General features: G+C 65.1%; 18 protein-coding genes. 6 read left to right on the top strand and 12 right to left on the bottom strand.

What is annotated here, in order from left to right:
* Positions 1-4 precede the first annotated feature (4 nt).
* Positions 5-1138, bottom strand: a complete 1134-nt coding sequence (locus AC1DC5_RS06650) for a hypothetical protein (RefSeq protein ID WP_476864616.1) — start codon at positions 1136-1138, stop codon at positions 5-7.
* Positions 1139-1585: 447 nt separating this feature from the next.
* Positions 1586-2536 (bottom strand): LysR substrate-binding domain-containing protein, encoded by a 951-nt coding sequence (locus AC1DC5_RS06645; RefSeq protein ID WP_476864615.1) that lies wholly within the window; start codon positions 2534-2536, stop codon positions 1586-1588.
* A gap of 160 nt (positions 2537-2696) precedes the next feature.
* On the opposite strand from AC1DC5_RS06645, the gene AC1DC5_RS06640 reads away from it, so the two are divergent.
* The gene (locus AC1DC5_RS06640; protein WP_476864614.1) at positions 2697-3998 is read left to right on the top strand and encodes a glucarate dehydratase family protein; all 1302 of its coding nucleotides are present in this window, start codon (positions 2697-2699) and stop codon (positions 3996-3998) included.
* Complete coding sequence (locus tag AC1DC5_RS06635) at positions 3995-5002, top strand: 2-hydroxyacid dehydrogenase (protein ID WP_476864613.1); 1008 nt, start codon at positions 3995-3997, stop codon at positions 5000-5002. The genes AC1DC5_RS06640 and AC1DC5_RS06635 overlap by 4 nt, the downstream gene beginning before the upstream one ends.
* 51 nt (positions 5003-5053) lie before the next feature.
* Here the strand turns inward: AC1DC5_RS06635 and AC1DC5_RS06630 are convergent, their stop codons facing one another.
* Genes AC1DC5_RS06630 through AC1DC5_RS06605 form a run of 6 tightly spaced genes read right to left on the bottom strand, consistent with a single transcriptional unit; the run spans position 5054 to position 11451 of the window.
* Positions 5054-5785, bottom strand: coding sequence for a sulfite exporter TauE/SafE family protein (locus tag AC1DC5_RS06630; protein ID WP_441403929.1), 732 nt, complete (start codon positions 5783-5785; stop codon positions 5054-5056).
* Positions 5782-6807, bottom strand: coding sequence for an ABC transporter ATP-binding protein (locus tag AC1DC5_RS06625; RefSeq protein ID WP_476864612.1), 1026 nt, complete (start codon positions 6805-6807; stop codon positions 5782-5784). The genes AC1DC5_RS06630 and AC1DC5_RS06625 overlap by 4 nt, the downstream gene beginning before the upstream one ends.
* Complete coding sequence (locus AC1DC5_RS06620; protein ID WP_476864611.1) at positions 6800-7927, bottom strand: ABC transporter ATP-binding protein; 1128 nt, start codon at positions 7925-7927, stop codon at positions 6800-6802. Before AC1DC5_RS06620 ends, AC1DC5_RS06625 begins: the two co-directional genes overlap by 8 nt.
* On the bottom strand, positions 7924-8922 hold the full coding sequence (locus tag AC1DC5_RS06615; protein ID WP_441403926.1) for an ABC transporter permease: 999 nt from the start codon (positions 8920-8922) through the stop codon (positions 7924-7926). The genes AC1DC5_RS06620 and AC1DC5_RS06615 overlap by 4 nt, the downstream gene beginning before the upstream one ends.
* A gap of 8 nt (positions 8923-8930) precedes the next feature.
* Positions 8931-9860, bottom strand: coding sequence for an ABC transporter permease (locus AC1DC5_RS06610; RefSeq protein WP_441403925.1), 930 nt, complete (start codon positions 9858-9860; stop codon positions 8931-8933).
* A 28-nt stretch (positions 9861-9888) separates the two neighbouring features.
* Entirely contained in the window at positions 9889-11451 is a 1563-nt protein-coding gene (locus tag AC1DC5_RS06605; RefSeq protein ID WP_476864610.1) for an ABC transporter substrate-binding protein, read from the bottom strand.
* Positions 11452-11749: 298 nt separating this feature from the next.
* On the opposite strand from AC1DC5_RS06605, the gene AC1DC5_RS06600 reads away from it, so the two are divergent.
* The 3 genes from AC1DC5_RS06600 (at position 11750) to AC1DC5_RS06590 (ending at position 14126) form a co-directional block, all read left to right on the top strand.
* Complete coding sequence (locus tag AC1DC5_RS06600) at positions 11750-12697, top strand: 2-hydroxyacid dehydrogenase (protein WP_476864609.1); 948 nt, start codon at positions 11750-11752, stop codon at positions 12695-12697.
* An 88-nt stretch (positions 12698-12785) separates the two neighbouring features.
* Entirely contained in the window at positions 12786-13181 is a 396-nt protein-coding gene (locus AC1DC5_RS06595; RefSeq protein WP_441403922.1) for a universal stress protein, read from the top strand.
* A gap of 75 nt (positions 13182-13256) precedes the next feature.
* Positions 13257-14126 carry an IclR family transcriptional regulator gene (locus AC1DC5_RS06590; RefSeq protein ID WP_476864608.1) on the top strand — a complete coding sequence of 290 codons (870 nt, stop codon included), beginning with the start codon at positions 13257-13259 and terminating at the stop codon, positions 14124-14126.
* Here AC1DC5_RS06590 and AC1DC5_RS06585 read toward each other — a convergent pair.
* The 4 genes from AC1DC5_RS06585 to AC1DC5_RS06570 are packed head-to-tail and all read right to left on the bottom strand — an operon-like array spanning position 14041 to position 17576.
* On the bottom strand, positions 14041-14445 hold the full coding sequence (locus AC1DC5_RS06585) for a universal stress protein (protein ID WP_441403920.1): 405 nt from the start codon (positions 14443-14445) through the stop codon (positions 14041-14043). The genes AC1DC5_RS06590 and AC1DC5_RS06585 overlap by 86 nt on opposite strands.
* Positions 14442-15974 carry a tripartite tricarboxylate transporter permease gene (locus tag AC1DC5_RS06580; RefSeq protein ID WP_476864607.1) on the bottom strand — a complete coding sequence of 511 codons (1533 nt, stop codon included), beginning with the start codon at positions 15972-15974 and terminating at the stop codon, positions 14442-14444. Before AC1DC5_RS06580 ends, AC1DC5_RS06585 begins: the two co-directional genes overlap by 4 nt.
* 10 nt (positions 15975-15984) lie before the next feature.
* Entirely contained in the window at positions 15985-16569 is a 585-nt protein-coding gene (locus AC1DC5_RS06575) for a tripartite tricarboxylate transporter TctB family protein (protein ID WP_441403918.1), read from the bottom strand.
* Between the two features lie 5 nt (positions 16570-16574).
* Positions 16575-17576, bottom strand: a complete 1002-nt coding sequence (locus AC1DC5_RS06570; RefSeq protein ID WP_476864606.1) for a Bug family tripartite tricarboxylate transporter substrate binding protein — start codon at positions 17574-17576, stop codon at positions 16575-16577.
* 140 nt (positions 17577-17716) lie between these two features.
* On the opposite strand from AC1DC5_RS06570, the gene AC1DC5_RS06565 reads away from it, so the two are divergent.
* Positions 17717-18601, top strand: coding sequence for a LysR family transcriptional regulator (locus AC1DC5_RS06565; RefSeq protein ID WP_476864605.1), 885 nt, complete (start codon positions 17717-17719; stop codon positions 18599-18601).
* The last annotated feature ends 100 nt before the right edge of the window (positions 18602-18701 follow it).

Here is an 18701-nt window from a genome sequence, read left to right as displayed (position 1 = left end):
CGCGTCAGGACTCGGTGGCCGACCTGTCCAGTCCTGGTGCGCGGGACCCGCTTGCGGTGTCGGTACGCTCGAATTGCGCGTGGCCCGGCGGGTCCGCGGCGAGCTGGTCGGCGTCGACGGCGGCAAGGTTGCGGATCAGGACGATCAGCCAGGCGAAGACCAGCGAGGCGGCAATGAGCTCCACCGCGGTGAGGTTGTAATAGGCGAACGGGAAGTACATCAGGACGGCGAAGGCGATGACCGCCAGGAACACCAGTCCCAGCACGTTGAAAGTTGTCGGGATCGAAGGGACCAGCGTGCGCATGCGGACGATCAGGGTCCCGAACACCACCACCATGCCGGACGCTGCCGCCGTGTGCAGCCAGAACTGCTCATCGACCGGGAACAGCCCCACACAGGCGAGGAGAACTCCGATGAGGATGATGCCCCATTCCAACTGGCGCACCCGGCGTCGCGCGGACGCGGTGCCCGCCGTCGCGTCGAGCGTCCTGGTCGAGTATCCGGCCAGGGTTGTCACTACGACGCCGGCGACGATCAGCGTGAGGTTGAACGCCACCCCGGAGACGTCGGAACTCATGCCCAGGGCGCTGAGGTTCTCCTGCCACCATTGCGGGTCTCCCGCGGTGAGCATGCTCGTCAGCACCCCGGTGACGAGGAAGACGGCGAGGAGCGCGGCGAGCCGGTAGGCGTTCATAGTGACTGCCGAGAGGTACGCGATGTATGCACTGACCGCTCCGGTGACCCCGACGAGGATCGCTGCTGCCAGCGGGTACAGGACTGCGCCCACGAAGGCCCGCTGGAAGATCGAGAACAGCGCCAGCCAGCCGAGCAGGAAGATGCAGGCATGCGCCAGTGCAAGTGCGGCGACGTCGATGATGTCGCGTGTCCGGCCGCCGCCGATGGCGTGCGGCGCTTCGGGCCCCCGGCCTTGCCGGGATCCGATCACCACCGCTGCAGCACCGAGGACCGCTGTCCCGAGCGCAGCGATGTCCCCCACGGAACCCCGTCCGGACAACGCAACAGGCTCGCGCCCCACCAGCAGGAACGCGATCGCTCCGAGGACGAGCAAGCCTGCACTGCCGATGACGAGCGCCCGCGATTCGGAGGTGACTGCAGCGCGTTTCTTCAGGGCCAACATCGCTCACTCGCTTCCCCGGGGCCGTCACGGCCATGGACTGCCGCCGGCACCGGCAACCTGCCTGCCAGCCACCCAGCGGCACAACAGCCGAGCATTTTCTCCGGTTCCGGCGTAACCCCACGCTATGACTTCCCTGTCCCTGTGCCGTCACCCGGAAAGGATGAACCCTCTGGATTAAACCGTCAGATATCTCTCCCCGTTCGTGCCTGAAAGGTGTTGAATAGTAGAAGGCTCGCGCCCCTGCCGAACGCTGCGAGGCGGTGGGCCGAACACGTTCACTTACCGGGCTTCTGGCCCGGTGTTAGACGGGGCCGGCGACGCTTGAGAGCCCTCTGAGACCGGGGTTCTCTCCCCCAGTCGTCGTCGGCCCCTTGGCCTTCCAGTTTCAGGCCACGGCCGGGCCAGGTATGGGACGTCGCCGAGGCGGCCAGGCCTACGTGGAGGCGTTCAGACCCGCTGGGCACTCACATGTGCGGCCGGGGCGTCCAGTCCTGTGGAGTCAATGAGTTCCAGCATCCGCCTTACTGCAGGATTCGCTGTTTGTTCGTTCCAGGCGAGTTCCAGGTCGACCCGGTTGAGCTCCCGTATCCCGTGGCTTCCACTGATCTCGTGAAACTCCACACCGGGGGGCGACGACGCCATAGCTGAGGCGGGGACGAGGGTCACACCCAGGCCCGCTTGAACGAACGCGAGAAGGGCCGGAATCTGGCTTGCATACTGCGTGATGTTGGCGTGGGCGCCCGCGCTGGCAAACAGCCGCAGCACCAGGTCATGAAAGTACCGGGCCTCCTTCGTCGAGTACATCAGCAGCGGCAGCCGGTCCAGCATGACCAGGGGCAGCGGCGCGTTCATGTCCGGCAGGCTCCCCAGAATCGAACTGCCCGACGGGATCGCGACAACCAGCCGGTCTGTCATGATGGGCCGGGAAACGATCCCTGGCCGGGCGACCACGGGACGGAGCAGCCCGACGTCGACGTTTCCCTTGACCAGCCCGTCCATCTGATCGGTCGATACGAGTTCCCTCAAAACGAACGAGACTCCGGGCATGATCTCCGCGGCTCGCTTGAGCAGTTGGGGCAGGGCGCTCTGGCCGGAGATGGCGGTGTACGCGACCGTTATGGAGCCGGCGTCGCCGGAGGAGACGCGCCGGACATCCAGATCAGTTTTGATGCACAGGTCAAGGATTTGCCTCGCCCTGGGCAGCAGCATCACGCCGGCAGGGGTCAGTTCAACCTTTCTGCTGGTGCGGCCGAAGAGTTGAGTGCCCAACTGCTTCTCCAGCATCTGGATCTGCCGGCTCAAGGGAGGCTGTGTCATGTTCAGTCGGACTGCGGCCGCACCGAAGTGCAGCTCTTCGGCGACGGCCACAAACGCTTCAAGCTGGGGCAAGGAAAACATCAATACCTTTCGTGGATTATTGAGTGCATTTTATGGCTTGGACTTGTATCGGTTGGAACTATTATGTTCGTTCCAGCAGCGGAAGCGGAAGCCACTAGTGGCGGTGACATCGCACGGCACCGGATCGGTCCGCTGACCTACGCCAAAGGAGCACACCGCAGTGAACCCCGTGAATGAGCAGGCAGAACACTTGGACCAGGTCACCATCACGAGCGCCACCATCACGCCCGTGGCCTTCAAGGACCCGCCGTTGCTGAACACCGTGGGGGTACACGAGCCCTACGCCCTCCGGGCCATCGTGGAGGTCCACACGGACTCCGGCATCAGCGGGATCGGCGAGACCTATGGCGACGCCGGCCATCTGGCACGCCTTGGAGCCGCGGCTGCCGCCCTGCCCGGCACGGACGTGTTCAATATCAACGAACTTCGAAGCCGCATCGCCGCGGCACTGCAGCACGACAGTGTGCAGGGCGGGCACGGCATGAGTGGCATGGTGACCGGGTCCAGCACTACCGACCGCGTCCTGTCAGCCTTCGACGTGGCTGCCCTTGACATCCAGGGCAAGCTTTTGGGCCGCCCCATCAGCGATCTTCTCGGCGGCGCTGTCCGCGACGCCGTGCAGTTCAGCGGATACCTGTTCTACAAGTGGGCCGGACACCCCGGCCAGGACGACGACCGCTGGGGTCCCGCGGTAGACCCCGCAGGAATCGTGCGGCAGGCCCGCAAGATGGTGGACGAGTACGGGTTCTCGGCCTTGAAGCTTAAAGGCGGCGTCTTCCCGCCCGAAGAAGAAGTGGCCGCCGTCAAGGCGCTGCGCGCCGAGTTCCCCGGAATGCCGCTCAGGATTGATCCCAACGGGGCCTGGACCGTGGAGACGTCCATCCGGGTGGGCAAAGAACTGAATGGCATCCTGGAGTACCTGGAAGATCCCACCCCGGGCATCGATGGGATGGCCGCGGTCCGTCGCGAAGTCGGGATGCCGCTGGCGACCAACATGTGTGTGGTGAGTTTCGCTGACGTGGCCCCCGCCGTCGCTGCGGGCGCGGTGGATGTCATCCTCTCGGACCACCATTTCTGGGGAGGCCTCCGGCGGTCACAGTCCCTGGCCGGCATCACCGGGACCTTCGGCCTGGGCCTGTCCATGCACTCGAACTCCCACCTCGGCATCAGCCTCGCCGCGATGGTCCACCTGGCCGCGGCAACGCCCAATCTGGACTATGCCTGCGACACCCACTGGCCGTGGAAGGACCCGGAAGAGGACGTCATCGCTACCGGGACCTTCGCCTTCAGCAACGGGGCCGTCCAGGTCCCCACGGGACCCGGCTTGGGAATCGAGCTGGACCGTGACGCGTTGGAGCGCCTCCACCGGCAGTATCTGGAATGCGGGCTCACCAGCAGGGACGACACCGGATACATGAAGCGTCTGCACCCGTCCTACGAGCTGCAGAGTCCACGGTGGTGAGCGCACCCGAGTCTTCACGCAAGAGCCTGAGAATCGTGGTCACCGATCCCATCATCAGCCGTTTCGAGGAGCAGCTGCGTCACGACGGCGCGGCGCACCACTGGGACATGGCGGCGGTGTGGCCGGCCGACCGCCAGCTGCAGGCACTGGCGAGTGCCGACGTCGTGGTCTGTTCGTCGTTGAGTCCGGATCAGGCGGCCGCCGCCGGCCGCGTGAAACTCGTGCACGTCACCGGCGCCGGCTACGACAAGATCCCGTTGCGGGACCTCGCACGGGAAGCCGTGGTGGCCAACACGTTCCACCACGCGCGGCCCATTGCCGAACACGTCCTGATGGTCACCTTGATGCTGTCCCGCAACGTCCTGGCCGCTGACCGTGCGGTCCGCGAAGGCAGCTGGCGGACCATCGCCACCGACCCCGCCGTGCCGTTCCATCCGACCCTGGGGGGCATGACCATGGGCCTGGTGGGCATGGGCTCCATCGGCTCCGAGGTGGCGCGGATCGCCGGCCTGCTGGGCATGGACGTGCGGGCTGTCCGCAAGAATCCTGAGGCGCGCGTCGCGGATGGGGTCGCCCTGAGTTGGGTGGGAGGCATCCACCAGCTCCAGGAGCTGCTGGCGGCCTCCGACGTCGTGGTGGTCACCGTGCCACTGGACGCTTCGACGAAGGGAATGATCGGGGCACCGGAACTCGCGGCGATGAAGTCATCTGCCCTCCTTATCAACGTTGCGCGGGGAGCAGTCGTCAATCAACAGGCGCTGTTCGATGCCCTGCAGTCACGGAGCATCGCCGGCGCAGGAATCGACGTGTGGTGGGGCACCCCCGCCGACGGTGTGGTGCCCCCGGCGAAACTCCCGTTTGCCGCCTTGGACAACACAGTCCTTACCCCGCACCACTCCGGTCATGCGCGGGTCACGTTCGAACGCCGGGCGGCGGACATCGCTGCCAACATCGGACGGCTGGCGGACGGCCGGCAGCTGCTGAATGCCGTGCCACGGACGTAAGTACCGGCCGGCCCGTCCGCCCTGTAGACGTCGGGGGCAGACGGGCGACGGTCAGCGCTGCAAGGCAGCCAGGGCCAGCTGGCAGATCAACAGGAGGCTGCCCAGCGCAGAGGCGCCCAGTGCCAGCATCTTCAGCCTTGCGGAGTCCAGGAAGCGGTTGACGAAGCGCGAAGCAACGTAGCCGCCGACCACGGCCGGCACCATCCACAGCGCGAACGTGAGAATCTCGGCTGTCACGGCGCCGGCCACTCCCAGTGAGGCCAGGGAGATTGCTGAACCCACCATAAAGAACGCGCTCATCGTCCCCCGCAAGCGGGGTCCCTGATGGCCCTGCCAAACCAAGGCCATGGGCGGTCCCCCGATGGACGTTGCCGTGCCCATGACGCCCGAGGCTGCGCCGGCTGCAACAAGGTTCCGTCGGGCCGGCCCGGGTGACCACCCCCTGACGGCCAGCACCAGGCCGCTGAGCACCACGACGACCACCGCCCATGCCAGTCCTTCCTTGGACAGCGTGGCCACGAGCCAGGCCCCCAGGAGACTTCCGGGGATCCTGCCCACCAGGGCCCACCCGGCACCCCGGAGATCCAGGTGGTGGCGCTCGCGGATCGTCACGAGGATCGTCACGAGCAGGGCCAGCAGAATGAGTGTGGCGGGCAACAGTGCAGGATCCACCATGGCCACCACCGGCGCCGCAAGCATGCCCATGCCAAAGCCCGTCGACGCCTGCAGGCAGGCGGCCAGGAAGATCACCGCGGCGATGACCGCATACTCCGTGCCTGTCACCCGGCGATGGCTGCCGCGCCTGTGAGGCCTCTGAGGGATTCCAGCGGAAAGTGGCATTCAGCGACGTGCAGCGCGCCGCCGGGGGCAGTCGTAAGCTGCGGCTCCGGTGCCACTTCGGCGCAGACGTCCTGGGCTTTCCAGCACCGGGTCCGGAAACGGCAGCCCGACGGCGGGTCCAGCGGGGACGGCAGCTCACCCTTGAGCACGATGCGGTCCCGCTTCGCCCCCGTGACATCGAGTTTCGGTGACGCCGACATCAACGCCGCCGTATACGGGTGCTGCGGATGGTCGAAGACTTCTTCGGTGTTACCTGTCTCGATGATTCTTCCCAGGTACATGACGGCGACGCGGTCGGCCACGTGCCGCACGACGGACAGGTCATGGGAAATGAAGATGTACGAGACTCCGAGTTCCTTCTGGAGGTCATTGAGCAGGTTGAGGACCTGCGCCTGGACGGAAAGATCCAGCGCGGAGACCGGCTCATCCAGGATGATGACGTCCGGGTTGAGGGCCAGCGCGCGGGCGATGCCGATCCGTTGCCGCTGGCCGCCGGAAAACTCCTGCGGGGATTTGCGGGCGTCCGATGGCCGCAGGCCCACAAGGTGCAGCAGCTCGCGTACGCGGGCTTCACGCTCCCGCGACGACGGGTAGAGGGTCCGGTGGGTGGCCCAAGGCTCCGAAATGATGTCCCCGGCACTCATCCGCGCGTTCAAGGAGGCAAACGGGTCTTGGAAGACCATCTGGACCCGCCGCCGCCAGCTCAACAGCTCCTTCCCGCGGAGTCCAAACGGGTTCGTTCCTTCGAACGTCACAGTCCCCTCATCCGGGGTTTCCAGCATCATGAGGGTTCGTGCCAGGGTGGATTTTCCGCAGCCAGACTCCCCCACCAGGCCCAGTGTCTCCCCGCGGCCGACCGTGAGGCTGATGCCGTCGAGGGCCTTGAGGCGGGTGTTGCCGCTGGCACTCTTGGCGACGTGGAACGTTTTGCACAAGCCATCGATCTTCAGAAGCGGCTCAGACATTGTTGATCTCCTTGCTGAAGTGGCATGCTGCAACCCGGCCCGGCCTCGGCCGCTGGGTCCCGGCGTCGTCGGCGGCTGCATCGGTGTCAGTGTCGTTGTCGGCGTTCGGGCCGACGGCGGGGCCGTCCAGCGGGCCGGCGGTGTCGCCATGCACCGGCAGCAGCCGGGGACGCTCGGACCGGCAGACGTCCTGCACAAGGGGACACCGCGACTGGTAGACGCAGCCGGACGGTATGTCATGCAGTTCAGGGGGGCTTCCGGGGATGGAGCTCAAGTGGGCGCCGCGTTCGACGTGTACCGGCACTGATTCGAGCAGCCCCTTGGTGTAAGGGTGCCGCGGGTCGCTGAAGACCTCGGACACCGGCCCGCTCTCCACCACGTTGCCCGCATACATCACGGCCACAGTGTCCGCTTCCTCCGCAACAACGGCCAGGTCGTGGGTGATCAGCACGACGGCCATCTGACCCTCCTCCCGGAGCTTGCGCAAGAGCTGCATGATCTGGGCCTGGACGGTGACGTCCAAGGCCGTGGTGGGCTCGTCCGCAATCAGCAGCCGCGGATTGAGGGCTACGGCCATAGCGATCAGGATGCGCTGCCGCATGCCGCCGGAGAACTGGTGCGGGTAGGAGTTGACCCGGGACTCGGGTTCGGGAATTCCCACCCGCTTCATCAGCTCGATCGCCTGGACTTTGGCCTCTTTGGCGCTGAGTCCCTGATGGATCCTGAAAGCCTCGCCGAGCTGTGTTCCCACGGTGTAGACAGGGTTGAGGGCGGTCAGCGCGTCCTGGAACACGATCCCCAGTTCGGGGCCGGCGAACTTGAGCCGTTCCTTCGGCGTCAGGGCCGCCAGGTCTGTGCCGTTGAGGACGATCTCTCCACCTGCCAGGTCACAGACCGGGTCCATGATTCCTGCCAGGGCCTTTGCCGTCATGGACTTTCCGCAGCCGGATTCTCCCAGCAGGGCGAGGGTTTCGCCGGCCCGGGCCTCGAATCCGACGCCGTTGACGGCCCGGACGGTTCCGCGGTGCGTCCGGATATCCACCGCGAGGTCCCGGACATTGAGGACAACATCGTGCGCCCGGGACTGTCCGGCGGGCACGGTTTGGGTAGCGGTCTTCACGGCGTTGCCTCCTTGACGGGAATGCGGACAATCAGGCGCTTGCGGGGAAGGGCCAGGCGCCAGCGCTGGGCCGGGTCGGTCGCGATCCGCAGCCACGCTGCCAGGATGTTGGCGGCGATGGTGGTGATCACAATCGCGACGCCGGGAAAGATCGAAAGCCACCATGCGGTCTGCAGGTACTGCCTGCCCTGGGACACCATGAGGCCCCAGCTGACGTCCGGCGGCTGGATCCCGATGCCGAGGAAGCTCAGGGACGATTCGGCCAGCATCACGTAGCAGAATTCGAGTGTGGCCAGCGTGAGGAGCGTCGGCAGCACGACCGGGATGACGTGGCGTCCGATGATTGCGTTCGGCCTGGCCCCAAACGTCCGCGCGGCGTCGACAAACGTCCTGCTCTGCAGTTCGGCCGATTCGGCCCGTGCCGTGCGCAGGTAGATGGGAATGCGGGTCAGTGCCAGGATCAGCACGATGTTTCCGGCGCTGGGGCTGAACACGTAAAGCACAACGACGGCCAGCAGCAGCGACGGGAAGCTCATGATGACGTCGGCTATCCGCATCGAGATGTTTTCACGCCTGCCGCGGTGATAACCGGCCCAGACGCCCCACAGGGAGCCGATCACCAGCGCCACGGCCACCGCGGGCAGTGCTACGGAGAGTGTGGTGCGGCTGGCCACGACGAGCCGCGCCAGCATGCTTCGGCCCAGCGAATCGCTGCCCAGGAAATACTCCCAGCCGTGGGCCAGGGAAAAAGGTGCCTTGTTGGCGAAGAGGAGGTTCTGCTTGGTCGCCAGGTCACCCATCAGCGCAGGGCCGATGAGGGCGGTCAGGCCAACGACGACCAGGACCAGCGCTGACACTGTGGCAAACCGGTCCTTCAACAGCAGCCGGAACAGGCTGAGGCTTCTGTCCTGCTTTCCGTCCTGTTTTCCGTCCTGCGGTGAATCCGCCGCCGGTAGCTGATCAGATGCCGCGGGCTCAGTCAATGAACTGTTCATGGCTACTCCTAGGCCTTTGCCGTCACTGGACGGACGCGTGCATCCAGCAGCGCGTAGCCCATGTCAATCAGGATGTTCAACGCAAAGATCGCCACAGCGGTCAGCAGCACTGCCGCCTGCAGCACCGCGAAGTCGCGTTGCAGGATGGAATCGATCATGAGCTTCCCGATGCCGGGCCAACCGAAGATGGTTTCGACCACCACCGCTCCGTTGACCAGGCCGACGGCCAGGTCGCCCGCCACCGTTAATGCCGGTGCCGCCGCGTTGCGCAGCGCGTGATGCGTGACCACCCTCAGCTCGCCGGCACCACGGCTGCGTGCCAGCTTGATGTACGGCTCCGACAGTGCCGAGACCATGGATCCCCGGACAATCTGGACCAGCACACCGAATGGCCTGAGCAGCAGCGTCGCGATTGGCAGGACCCAGGCGCCGGCCCCCGACACGCCGGATGTCGGGAGCCAGCCCAGGGTGATGGCGAAGATCCAGATACCCACGATGGCGAGCCAGAAGTCGGGTATCGAGGCGGCAGCCATGGAGACAAAACTTGAGATGCGGTCGGCCAGGCCGTTCGGCTTCAGGGCTGCCCAGCAACCCACCACCAGCGCCAGCAGAACAGCCAGCACCATGGTGGTGGCCGCCAGCTGCAGGGTGGCCGGGAATGCACGCAGCGCCATGGCGGCAGCGTCCTGGCCGGTCCTCAGGGACTGGCCGAAGTCCAGCTGGAGCACACCGCCGAAGTAGTCCGCCATCTGCACCAACAGGGGCTGGTCAAGGCCGTTGCGCGCCGTGAAGTCGTCCCTCATCTGCTGTGTTGCATTGAGCGGCAGATACAGGGCGGCCGGGTTGCCGGTCATTCTGGCGAGTGCGAAGACACCGACGATAACCACCACCAGCGGCAGCGCACTGGAGACTATCCTCTTTCTCAAGTAGATCAGCATGGCTGTCCTTCTTTCCTGGCGTGCCGGGCTACTTTGCCGGGGTCATTTCCGCGACCCGGAGCTCATCGCCGCTGGAAGAGTTGGGCGTGTAGTTCACGGACTTGGCCTTGCCGATGATGCCGGTCTGGTGCGAGATGTGGGCGAACTGCACCACCTTGTCGTTCTGGTAGCCAAAGATCTGTTCGAAGTCCTTGTTGCGCTCGTCGCCCGACGCCGCGTCCGCCTTCTTGATCATGGCGTCGAACTCGGGAGTGCCGAAGTAGCTTTGCGCGCCGTTGGAGAGCATGTACTGGTCAACGGTGAAGGCTGCGTCCCCTGCCTGGTTGCCGTGCTGCACCATGACTGCGGGCGCGCCTTCGTCGTTGGCGAACGGGCGGGTCTGGTAGGTCAGCTGCTGGCTGGTTTCAAGCATTTTCAGCTTCACGTTCAGGCCTGCCTGGCTCAGCTGCTCCTGCAGGACCTGGGCCAGTTCGGTGATCTTCGGGAACTGCGCGTTGCGCACGATGAGGGAGACCTGCGCGCCGGTGTCGACGCCGGCAGCCTTGGCCTCCGCTACCAGGGACTTGGCCTTGTCGAGGTCGAAGGGCCAGGCCTTGAGTGCAGAATCGTGCCCAACGATGCCTTCCGGAACCAACTGGGCCGCGACCTTGTGCTTGCCCTGGTAGAGGGAGTTCACGATTCCCTCCTTGTCGATGGCAAAGTTCACGGCCTGACGGACACGGATATCGTTCAGCGGCGCTTTGGTGCCGTCGAGCCGGAGGGCGACCGTTTCATTGTTCGGGTAGTCGACTGCCAGGTCCCCGATACTGTCATCGGGGCCCAAGCCCATCGCCAGGTCGGCTTCGCCGCTGGTGATCATCGCGGCGCGCACCGAGCTCTCGGAACGCCACTGGTATTCGGCTTTGGCGTAGGCGGGCTTCTTGCCCCAGTAGCCGTCCCAACTGCTCAGCGTGATCTTCTGGCCGGCGTCCCACTTCTCGATCTTGTAGGGGCCGGTACCAATGGGTTCCCGGACCTTCGCGGTGGTGCTCGTGGTGGTCGGGATGACTTCCAGGAACGAAAGGCGCAGGGGCAGAATCGGGTCAGGTTCGGCGGTGGTCACCGTCAGCGTCGTTGCGTCGACTGCCTGGACCTTCAGGTCGGCATCACCAAAAACGTAGCCTTCGACGTTGCAGCCGAGCTTCGAGTTGACGGCCCGGTCGATCGTGAAGGCCGCCGCTTCCGCGTTGAAGGGGGTACCGTCCTGGAATTTCACGCCTTCGCGGAGCTTGATCGTCCACTCCGTATCGGAGGTCGCTTTCCATTCCGTGGCCAGCAGAGGTTCCAGTTCGCCCGTTGTGGGATTCCGCTCGATGAGCGGCTCGGTGACATTCGAGCGCACCACGACGCCTGTGGAGGTGAGGTTGGATTCGCAGGCTTCCAAGGTGGGCGGCTCCTGGGCCAGGACCACCCGGAGGTTTCCGCCGGCCGCAGAAGAGCCGGAGTCAGAGTTGGCAACAGAGCAACCACTCAGCAGCAGCAAAGCGCCGGTGGCGACGGCCGGCCATTTCAGGGCCGCCGTCCGGGACTGGGGCATTGAAGAAGACATCATTGGATTCCTCGGGGTTCGGGGCGGATGGGCCTCAGGACATTCGATACGCGTCTACGTATGGAGCTCGGGTCTGTGGCTGAACTCAAAGTAATGGGCCGACCGGAAGGGAACAAGGGATGTGAACCCGGCCGGATCCACCCGCAACCGGGAAATGCCCAACCCTGACGGTGTGAGCGGCGCCACCGGCGGGTGTGATCCGCGTCATTCCGGCCCAAAAGACGGATCAATGCTTCGAGGGCATTGATCGATACAACTTCGAAGTTGGACGCGTATTGATAGGGAAACCTATGGTGCAGGTATGAACAACGTAGCCGTCCTCCAGGTAGGACCCCTGATGCCCTCTGTACAGGACGCGGTCGTCGTCGATTACGGCGCAGTCCGGCTCCCGGACGACCCGGCGGAGCAGACAGCCTTTCTCCGGCGCCGCGGTGGTGACTTCGACGTCGCGGTTACCTCTGGAAAAGTCGGCGTTGGCACGGAACTTATGCGGGCGCTGCCCGCACTGCGGGCTGTTGTGAACTTCGGCGTGGGGTATGACGCCACCGACGTCAACCAGGCGCGGGAACGCGGCATCGCCGTGAGCAACACTCCGGAGGTTCTCAACGACTGCGTAGCCGACACTGCCCTGGCTTTGTACCTGGACGTGCTGCGGCGCACCAGCGCCGCAGACCGTTACGTGCGCCGGGGGCAGTGGCCGGCAGCCGGAAACTTCCCGCTGGCCACAAAGGCCAGCGGAAAACGGGTCGGCATCCTCGGACTGGGCCGGATCGGCACGGTCATCGCCCGCCGGCTGGAGGGCTTTGACTGCACGATCAGCTATCACAACAGGCGGCCGGTGCCGGGGAGCCCCTATGAATACCGCGCCTCACCGGCAGATCTGGCACTCCATTCGGATGTCCTGATCATTGCGGCTGCCGGCGGTCCCGAGTCGGTCAAGCTTGTGGGACCGGAGGTCATCGAAGCACTCGGGCCGTCCGGCTATCTCATCAACGTCGCCCGGGGGTCCGTAGTGGACCAGGACGCTCTGGTAGCTGCCCTTCTGACCGGACGGTTGGCGGGCGCGGGCCTGGACGTCTTCACGGACGAACCCAAGGTACCGCAGGACTTGTTGGGCCTGGACAACGTTGTTCTCCTCCCCCACTTGGGCAGCGGAACGCACGAGACCCGCGCCGCAATGGCCGAGCTGACGCTGGCGAACCTGCTGCAGTTTGCCGAGTCCGGCACGCTGGTGACACCTGTATGCTGAGCGCCCCGCAGCACGCGGCACCCTTAGAAGCAGCCGCCATTGACCTATTCGCGAGCACGACATCCGAACTTTGGAAGGGGACCGAACAATGAGCATTGCGGTCGGCTATGTTTCGACGAAAGAGGGCCAAGCGGCGCTGGAGGAGGCAATCGCGGAGGCGGCACGCCGGCAGACCACCCTGGAGATCCTGTGGCCGGCGGCTGCCCATGAGAGCGAGACGTACCCCGCTGAGGTGTCCGCAGCCCTGGCCCTCGCCTCAGGCGAGGGTGTCTCAGCGCGCGTGCGGACCACGGGAAGTGAGGACGACCCTGCCGACGTCCTGATCGACGCCTCTTTCGAGGACGAGGTCGACCTGGTGGTCATCGGCGTCCGACGTCGTTCACCCTTGGGAAAATTGTTCCTGGGGAGCACGGCACAGAGGGTCATCCTCGAAGCCGGCTGTCCCGTGACGGCCGTCAAACCCGAGGTCGGGGCCCGCTCCTGATCCGCGCCGCCGGTTGACAGACTGCGGTGTGCACTGCCCGCTGCCGTGGCAGCGGGCAGTGCATACTAGGACGAATTGGACACTTCGACATCGGAGGCGTTGCGCGTGGACCCGGACCTTGTCATTCCACTTGCCCAGGGCGGCGGGGTCCGGGAAGTGAAGTCAGCGGCCCGCACGCTGGATGTGCTGGAGGCCCTGGCTTCCCGCGGCAACGCACCGGTCACAATCCGGGAACTCTGTGAGGCACTGAACGCCCCGCGCAGCAGCATGTACGCCCTGTTGCGAACCCTTACGGACATGGGGTGGGTTCGTACTGACGCCACCCGGTCGCAGTACAGCATCGGCATCCGTGCCCTGTTGGCAGGGACTACATATCTGGACACCGATCCCCTCCTGCGGGTCGTCCAACCCCATGTCGAGGAACTCAGCAGACGGATCGGAGAAACGGTCCATTACGGCCGACTGGACGGGGCAGACATCGTCTACCTCGCCACACACGAATCCACGACCCACGACAGGAAATACAGCCGCGTCGGCCGACGCCTGCCTGCGTACGCGACGTCCCTGGGCAAAGCCGTGCTGATGCACTGCCGGCCCGAGGACCTGGGCGGCCACGTGCCTGCCGTGTTGACTCCCCTGACTCCGACGACGATCGTCAGCCTGCAGGCGCTCCACGCCGAACTTGAGGCCAGCCGAAGGCGGGGCTTTTCCATTGACAATGAAGAAAACACGCCGGGCCTGCGGTGCTTCGGCATCGGCATCGAGACGGGCCGGCCCGTCACTGATGCGATGAGCATTTCAGTTCCCCTGAGGCAAAGCCTCCGCCCGGCTGCCCCCGACGCCCGCCTGCCCGTGCCTGTTAGAAGTGTGCTCCGTCCGGCTTCACAGCGAGCACGGGCCTGTCCGCCTGCATCAGGATGCGCTGCGCGTGGCTTCCGAGAATGAACTTGCCCACCTGCGAGCGGTGGCGCAGGCCGATCACGATCAGGGAGGCGTTGACTTCGCGGGCAAAATCGAGGAATTCGTCCGCCAAATCATTGTGGTAGGGAGGTTGCTTGATGGTGGCTGTGACGCCGGCGTTCGCGGCACGGCGGGCGGCCGCTTCGAGAGTGTCTTGCGGCGCCACCGACTTGTCCACCAAGGCACCTTCACGAGCGGAGTTGACGATCACCAGGTCCTCGTTCCGGAGCTGCGCCTCCGCTATGCCCGCGGTCAGGGCAGCCTCCCCCGCCGGCGTGGGGACGAAACCGACAATGATGCTCATACCTTCTCCTTGATGTTTTCAGGTGCGGGCACTCCGGAGATGGAGTGCTTGCGCTTGGCCAGGATCGTGCGGATGCCCGGAAGGACGGCCACCAGAACGAAAGCGATGAGAAGCGTTGCCGAGATCGGGCGGCTGAAGAACCCTGTCGGGTCCCCGCCGAAGACCAGCAGCGAACGGCGCAGGGAGCTTTCGAGCAGGGAGCCGAGGACGAAGGCCAGGACCAGTGGTCCCGGTTCGAACCCGAATTTCTTCATCAGGTAGCCGACGATGCCGAAGACCACGACCAGGGTGACGTCGAACATGCTGTTATTGATGGTGTACGCACCGAGCAGGGTGATCAGGGCGGTGACGGGTGCCAGGATCGCAGCGCGGACGCGGAGGATCTTCACGAAGAGCCCGACGAGCGGCAGGCTCATGATCAGCAGCAGGATGTTGCCGATGTACATGGAGTTCACCACGCCCCAGAACAGGTCCGGGTGCTCTTCGACGAGCTGTGGGCCCGGTGTCACGCCCTGGATCAGGAGTGCACCGAACATGAGCGCCATGGTGGCGTTTGCCGGAATCCCGAGCGTGAGCAGCGGGATGAACGACGACGTCGCCGCAGCGTTGTTGGCCGTTTCCGGCCCGGCGACGCCCTCGGGCGCACCCTTGCCGAACCGCTCCGGCTGCTTGGCCCGCTTCTTCTCCATGGCGTAGGAAGCCATCGAGGCGATCGTCGCCCCGCCGCCGGGGAGGATTCCGAGGAAGAAGCCAAGGACCGAGCCCCGGCCGATCGAACCGGAGGCCTGTTTCAGGTCCGTGCGGGAGGGCCAGACGTTGGTCACCTTGGACGGCGCCTTAGCGGCGCGGTGGCGTTCCTCGAGGTTGTACAGGATTTCGCCGAGGCCGAAGACGCCCATGGCGATCGGCACGAAGTCGATCCCGTCGGCCAGCTCGAGGCTGCCGAAGGTGAAGCGGCTCTCGCCGGTGAAAATGTCGCGGCCCACCGTGGCGAGCAACAGGCCGAGCGCCGCGGCGATCAAAGCCTTGGTCTTGGACCCGCTGCTGATGGTTGCCACGAGGAGGATCCCGAGCAGCGCCAGGGCCGAGTATTCGGCCGGGCCGAAGTCGAGTGCGAAGCTGGCCACGACCGGCGCAAGGAAGGTGAGGCCGATGATGGAAGCGGTTCCGCCGATGAACGATCCGATGGAGGCCAGGCCGAGCGCGGTGCCGGCCTTGCCTTGTTTGGCCATTTGGTAGCCGTCAAAGACGGTGACCACCGACGATGCCTCGCCGGGCAGTTTCAGCAGCACGGACGTGATGGTGCCGCCGTACTGTGCCCCGTAGAAGATGCCGGCCAGCATAATGATGGCGGTGACGGGTTCCACGTTGTAGGTAAGTGGGAGCAGGATGGCGATGGTTGCCGCGGGCCCCAGTCCGGGCAGCACACCGATCAACATGCCGATGACGACGCCGATCAGGCAGTACAGGAGGTTGGTCGGCTCCAGGACAACGGCAAATCCGTTGATCACGGGATTCAGAAAATCCACGGGGGTTCTCCTAGAAGAGGTGGGGAATGGAGGTGTTGAGCGCCAGCACGAAGATGCCGTAGAACGCCGCCACCACGAGGGTGCTGACCAGCAGCGTCGAGCGCCAGGTTTCACCGCCGAGGAACCGCATCCAGATGACGCACAGGACGAGGGCGGGCAGCTCGAAGCCGATGACCGGCATCAGCGCGACCATGGCGGCGAGGGTGACGAGACCGGTCACGGGGGCCATGGACAGGCGGGTGAATTTCTCCGCATCCCGGTTGTGGCGCCCGACGACGAGCTGGAAGAGTCCGAGGACCACCATGACGCAGCTGATCATGAAGGGCCACAGCCCGGGCTGCGGTGCTGCCGGAGTGCCCAGACCCATCACCACCGACAGCACGAGCGCGCCGATGCCGACGCCAAGGACCACCAGCGAGGAAGCCGCGTTGGCGAGGGGGCCGGCGGCAGGCGGTTTCTCGTCTTCCCATTGGGCGGCGAGTTGCTCGGGCGTGAAATCCTCCGAAGGGTCAACGGAGAGTACGGGGGCGTCCCCGCCGGAGGAAGCAGCTGATTGGCTGCCCCCTCCGGCGGACACTGGGTGGGTTGATGTCACTGGAATCACTTGGTTCCGTTGAGGCTGATGCTGTACTTCTCCACCAGGGACTTGTACTTCGCGGCGTAGTCCTTCCACTGCGTAACGACTTCCTCGCCGGAGATCTCCTTCGGGGTCAGGAGATTCTGCTCATTGAACGACTTGTAGGCATCGGACTTGAACGTCTCCTGCAACGCGGCGAGCAGCTTGTCCTTGACGTTCTGCGGAGTGCCCTTCGGTGCAGCGACCGCACGGTACTGGGCCACGGGAACGTCGTAGCCCGATTCCTTGGCGGTGGGCGTGTCCGGCAGGAAGGAGTTGCGCTCCTCGGAGAAGACCAGCAGCGGGGTCACTTTGCCGGCCTTGATCTGCGGCATCGCTTCCCCGAGCTGCACCGTTGCCAGTTCGACCTGGTTTCCCAGGACGGCCGTCAGGGCCGGCTTACCACTGTCGAAGGGCACGTCCGTTCCCTGCACGTTTGCCTGCTTGAACAGCACCTTCTGGGCCAGCTGGCTGCCGGTCCCCACGCCGGTGGTGCCGAAAGTGATGTTTCGGCCCGCCCCTGTCACATCCTTGATGAACTTGAACCCGGATTGCCCGCTGGCCACCAGCACGTAGTCGTCCTGCGACAACCCGGCGATGACGTCGAAGTCGTCAATGTTTACGGCCTCGTCCGCTGTGACGGCCAGCGGGGTGATGGTGATCAAGGAGGCGTTGAGCAAGACCAGGTTCTGGCCATCGGCCGGCTTGCCCGCCACTTCCTTGCTGGCCAGCGCACCGTTGGCGCCGGGCTTGTTCACCACGGGCATCGGCGCCCCGAGGGTCTTGGTGGCGCCTTCCGCGATCGCCCGGGCAATGAGGTCGGTGCTGCCACCCGGCGCCTGGCCAACGGTGAAGTTGACGGGCCCATTGGGGTATTTGGTGGAGTCGGTACTGCCGCCTGCGACGTTGCCGCAGGCAGTCATTGCCAGCAGCGCGACGGCGGATGCCGCACCGAGGACGGTACGGCGCGAAGGGAAGTGCATCATTGGAACTCCTCGTTGGTGGTCGGGGCCGGGCCCCGGAAAGCATGTGAACCGCATCACTCAGGTTCGCTGAATCGAGTGTAGGGAGCGCTATGATGCATGTCTAAGCCCAAATATGCATCGAGTGATACCCGGAAGGCATTATGTTTACCTTTGACCAGCTGGCCGGATTCATCGCAGTGGCTGAGGAGCTTCACTTCGGCCGCGCGGCGGAACGCCTGAACATGACCCAGCCGCCACTGAGCCGGCAGATCCAGAAGCTGGAGCGGAGCGTCGGTGCCGAACTCCTCGAACGCGACAACCGGAAGGTTCAGCTGACCCACGCCGGCGTGGCCTTCCTCGACGAGGCCAGGCGCCTGCTGGCGCTCGCCGAACGTGCCCCTTTGACCGCGCGGCGCATCGCCTCGGGCCGCTCGGGGCTGCTGCGCATCGGGTTCACCGCCGCCAGCGGCCTCAGCATCCTGGGCCCCCTGCTGGAGGAAATCTCCACCAGACTGCCCGACGTCGACATCGACCTCCAGGAACTGGTGTCCGGCGAGCAGGTCCAGGCACTGCAGACCGGGGAACTGGATCTGGGATTGGCCAGACCACCCTTCGACGGCGAAATCTTCGATTCCCACCTGTTGTACCGCGAGTCCCTTGTGCTCGCCGTCCCGTCCGGCCACCGGCTGGCGGGTCTGGGCCGGGAGATCGACAACGACGAACTCAAAGACGAGCCGCTCATCATGCACTCACCGCAGCAGGCCCGGTACTTCTACGACCTCGTGGTCCGTACTTTTCCCATCCAGCACGGCAACGTCGTCCATACCGTCAGCCAGATCCTCACCATGGTTGCGCTGGTTGCGGCCAAGCGCGGAGTCGCCTTCGTGCCGCACTCCGCCACGGCCTTGGGGATCCAGGCTGTTGAGTTCCTGCCGCTGAGCGGCAGCCAGGGGGATCCCGTGGAACTTCATGCGATCTGGAACCGCAAGGTGACGAACCCCGCTCTGGGTCGCCTGCTCACGGAACTTGAGTATCAAATGGACTAATCGCACAAGCGATGCACGCAGGGTATCAATACATACAAAAATGAACTTAGACAGGCATGGAAGCCGCGCCTACGCTGAAGGGGAACCACACCCACTTGCG

It is taken from the genome of Arthrobacter sp. 10L424 (assembly GCF_056395325.1).
This window is presented reverse-complemented; position numbering and strand designations above follow the sequence as displayed.

What these genes read in the sequence shown, in the direction of transcription:
- AC1DC5_RS06650 (WP_476864616.1), bottom strand. Translation starts at nt 1,138, where the DNA reads ATGTTGGCCCTGAAGAAACGCGCTGCAGTCACCTCCGAATCGCGGGCG.
- AC1DC5_RS06645 (WP_476864615.1), bottom strand. Translation starts at nt 2,536, where the DNA reads ATGTTTTCCTTGCCCCAGCTTGAAGCGTTTGTGGCCGTCGCCGAAGAG.
- AC1DC5_RS06625 (WP_476864612.1), bottom strand. Translation starts at nt 6,807, where the DNA reads ATGTCTGAGCCGCTTCTGAAGATCGATGGCTTGTGCAAAACGTTCCAC.
- AC1DC5_RS06615 (WP_441403926.1), bottom strand. Translation starts at nt 8,922, where the DNA reads ATGAACAGTTCATTGACTGAGCCCGCGGCATCTGATCAGCTACCGGCG.
- AC1DC5_RS06610 (WP_441403925.1), bottom strand. Translation starts at nt 9,860, where the DNA reads ATGCTGATCTACTTGAGAAAGAGGATAGTCTCCAGTGCGCTGCCGCTG.
- AC1DC5_RS06605 (WP_476864610.1), bottom strand. Translation starts at nt 11,451, where the DNA reads ATGATGTCTTCTTCAATGCCCCAGTCCCGGACGGCGGCCCTGAAATGG.
- AC1DC5_RS06600 (WP_476864609.1), top strand. Translation starts at nt 11,750, where the DNA reads ATGAACAACGTAGCCGTCCTCCAGGTAGGACCCCTGATGCCCTCTGTA.
- AC1DC5_RS06595 (WP_441403922.1), top strand. Translation starts at nt 12,786, where the DNA reads ATGAGCATTGCGGTCGGCTATGTTTCGACGAAAGAGGGCCAAGCGGCG.
- AC1DC5_RS06585 (WP_441403920.1), bottom strand. Translation starts at nt 14,445, where the DNA reads ATGAGCATCATTGTCGGTTTCGTCCCCACGCCGGCGGGGGAGGCTGCC.
- AC1DC5_RS06570 (WP_476864606.1), bottom strand. Translation starts at nt 17,576, where the DNA reads ATGATGCACTTCCCTTCGCGCCGTACCGTCCTCGGTGCGGCATCCGCC.
- AC1DC5_RS06565 (WP_476864605.1), top strand. Translation starts at nt 17,717, where the DNA reads ATGTTTACCTTTGACCAGCTGGCCGGATTCATCGCAGTGGCTGAGGAG.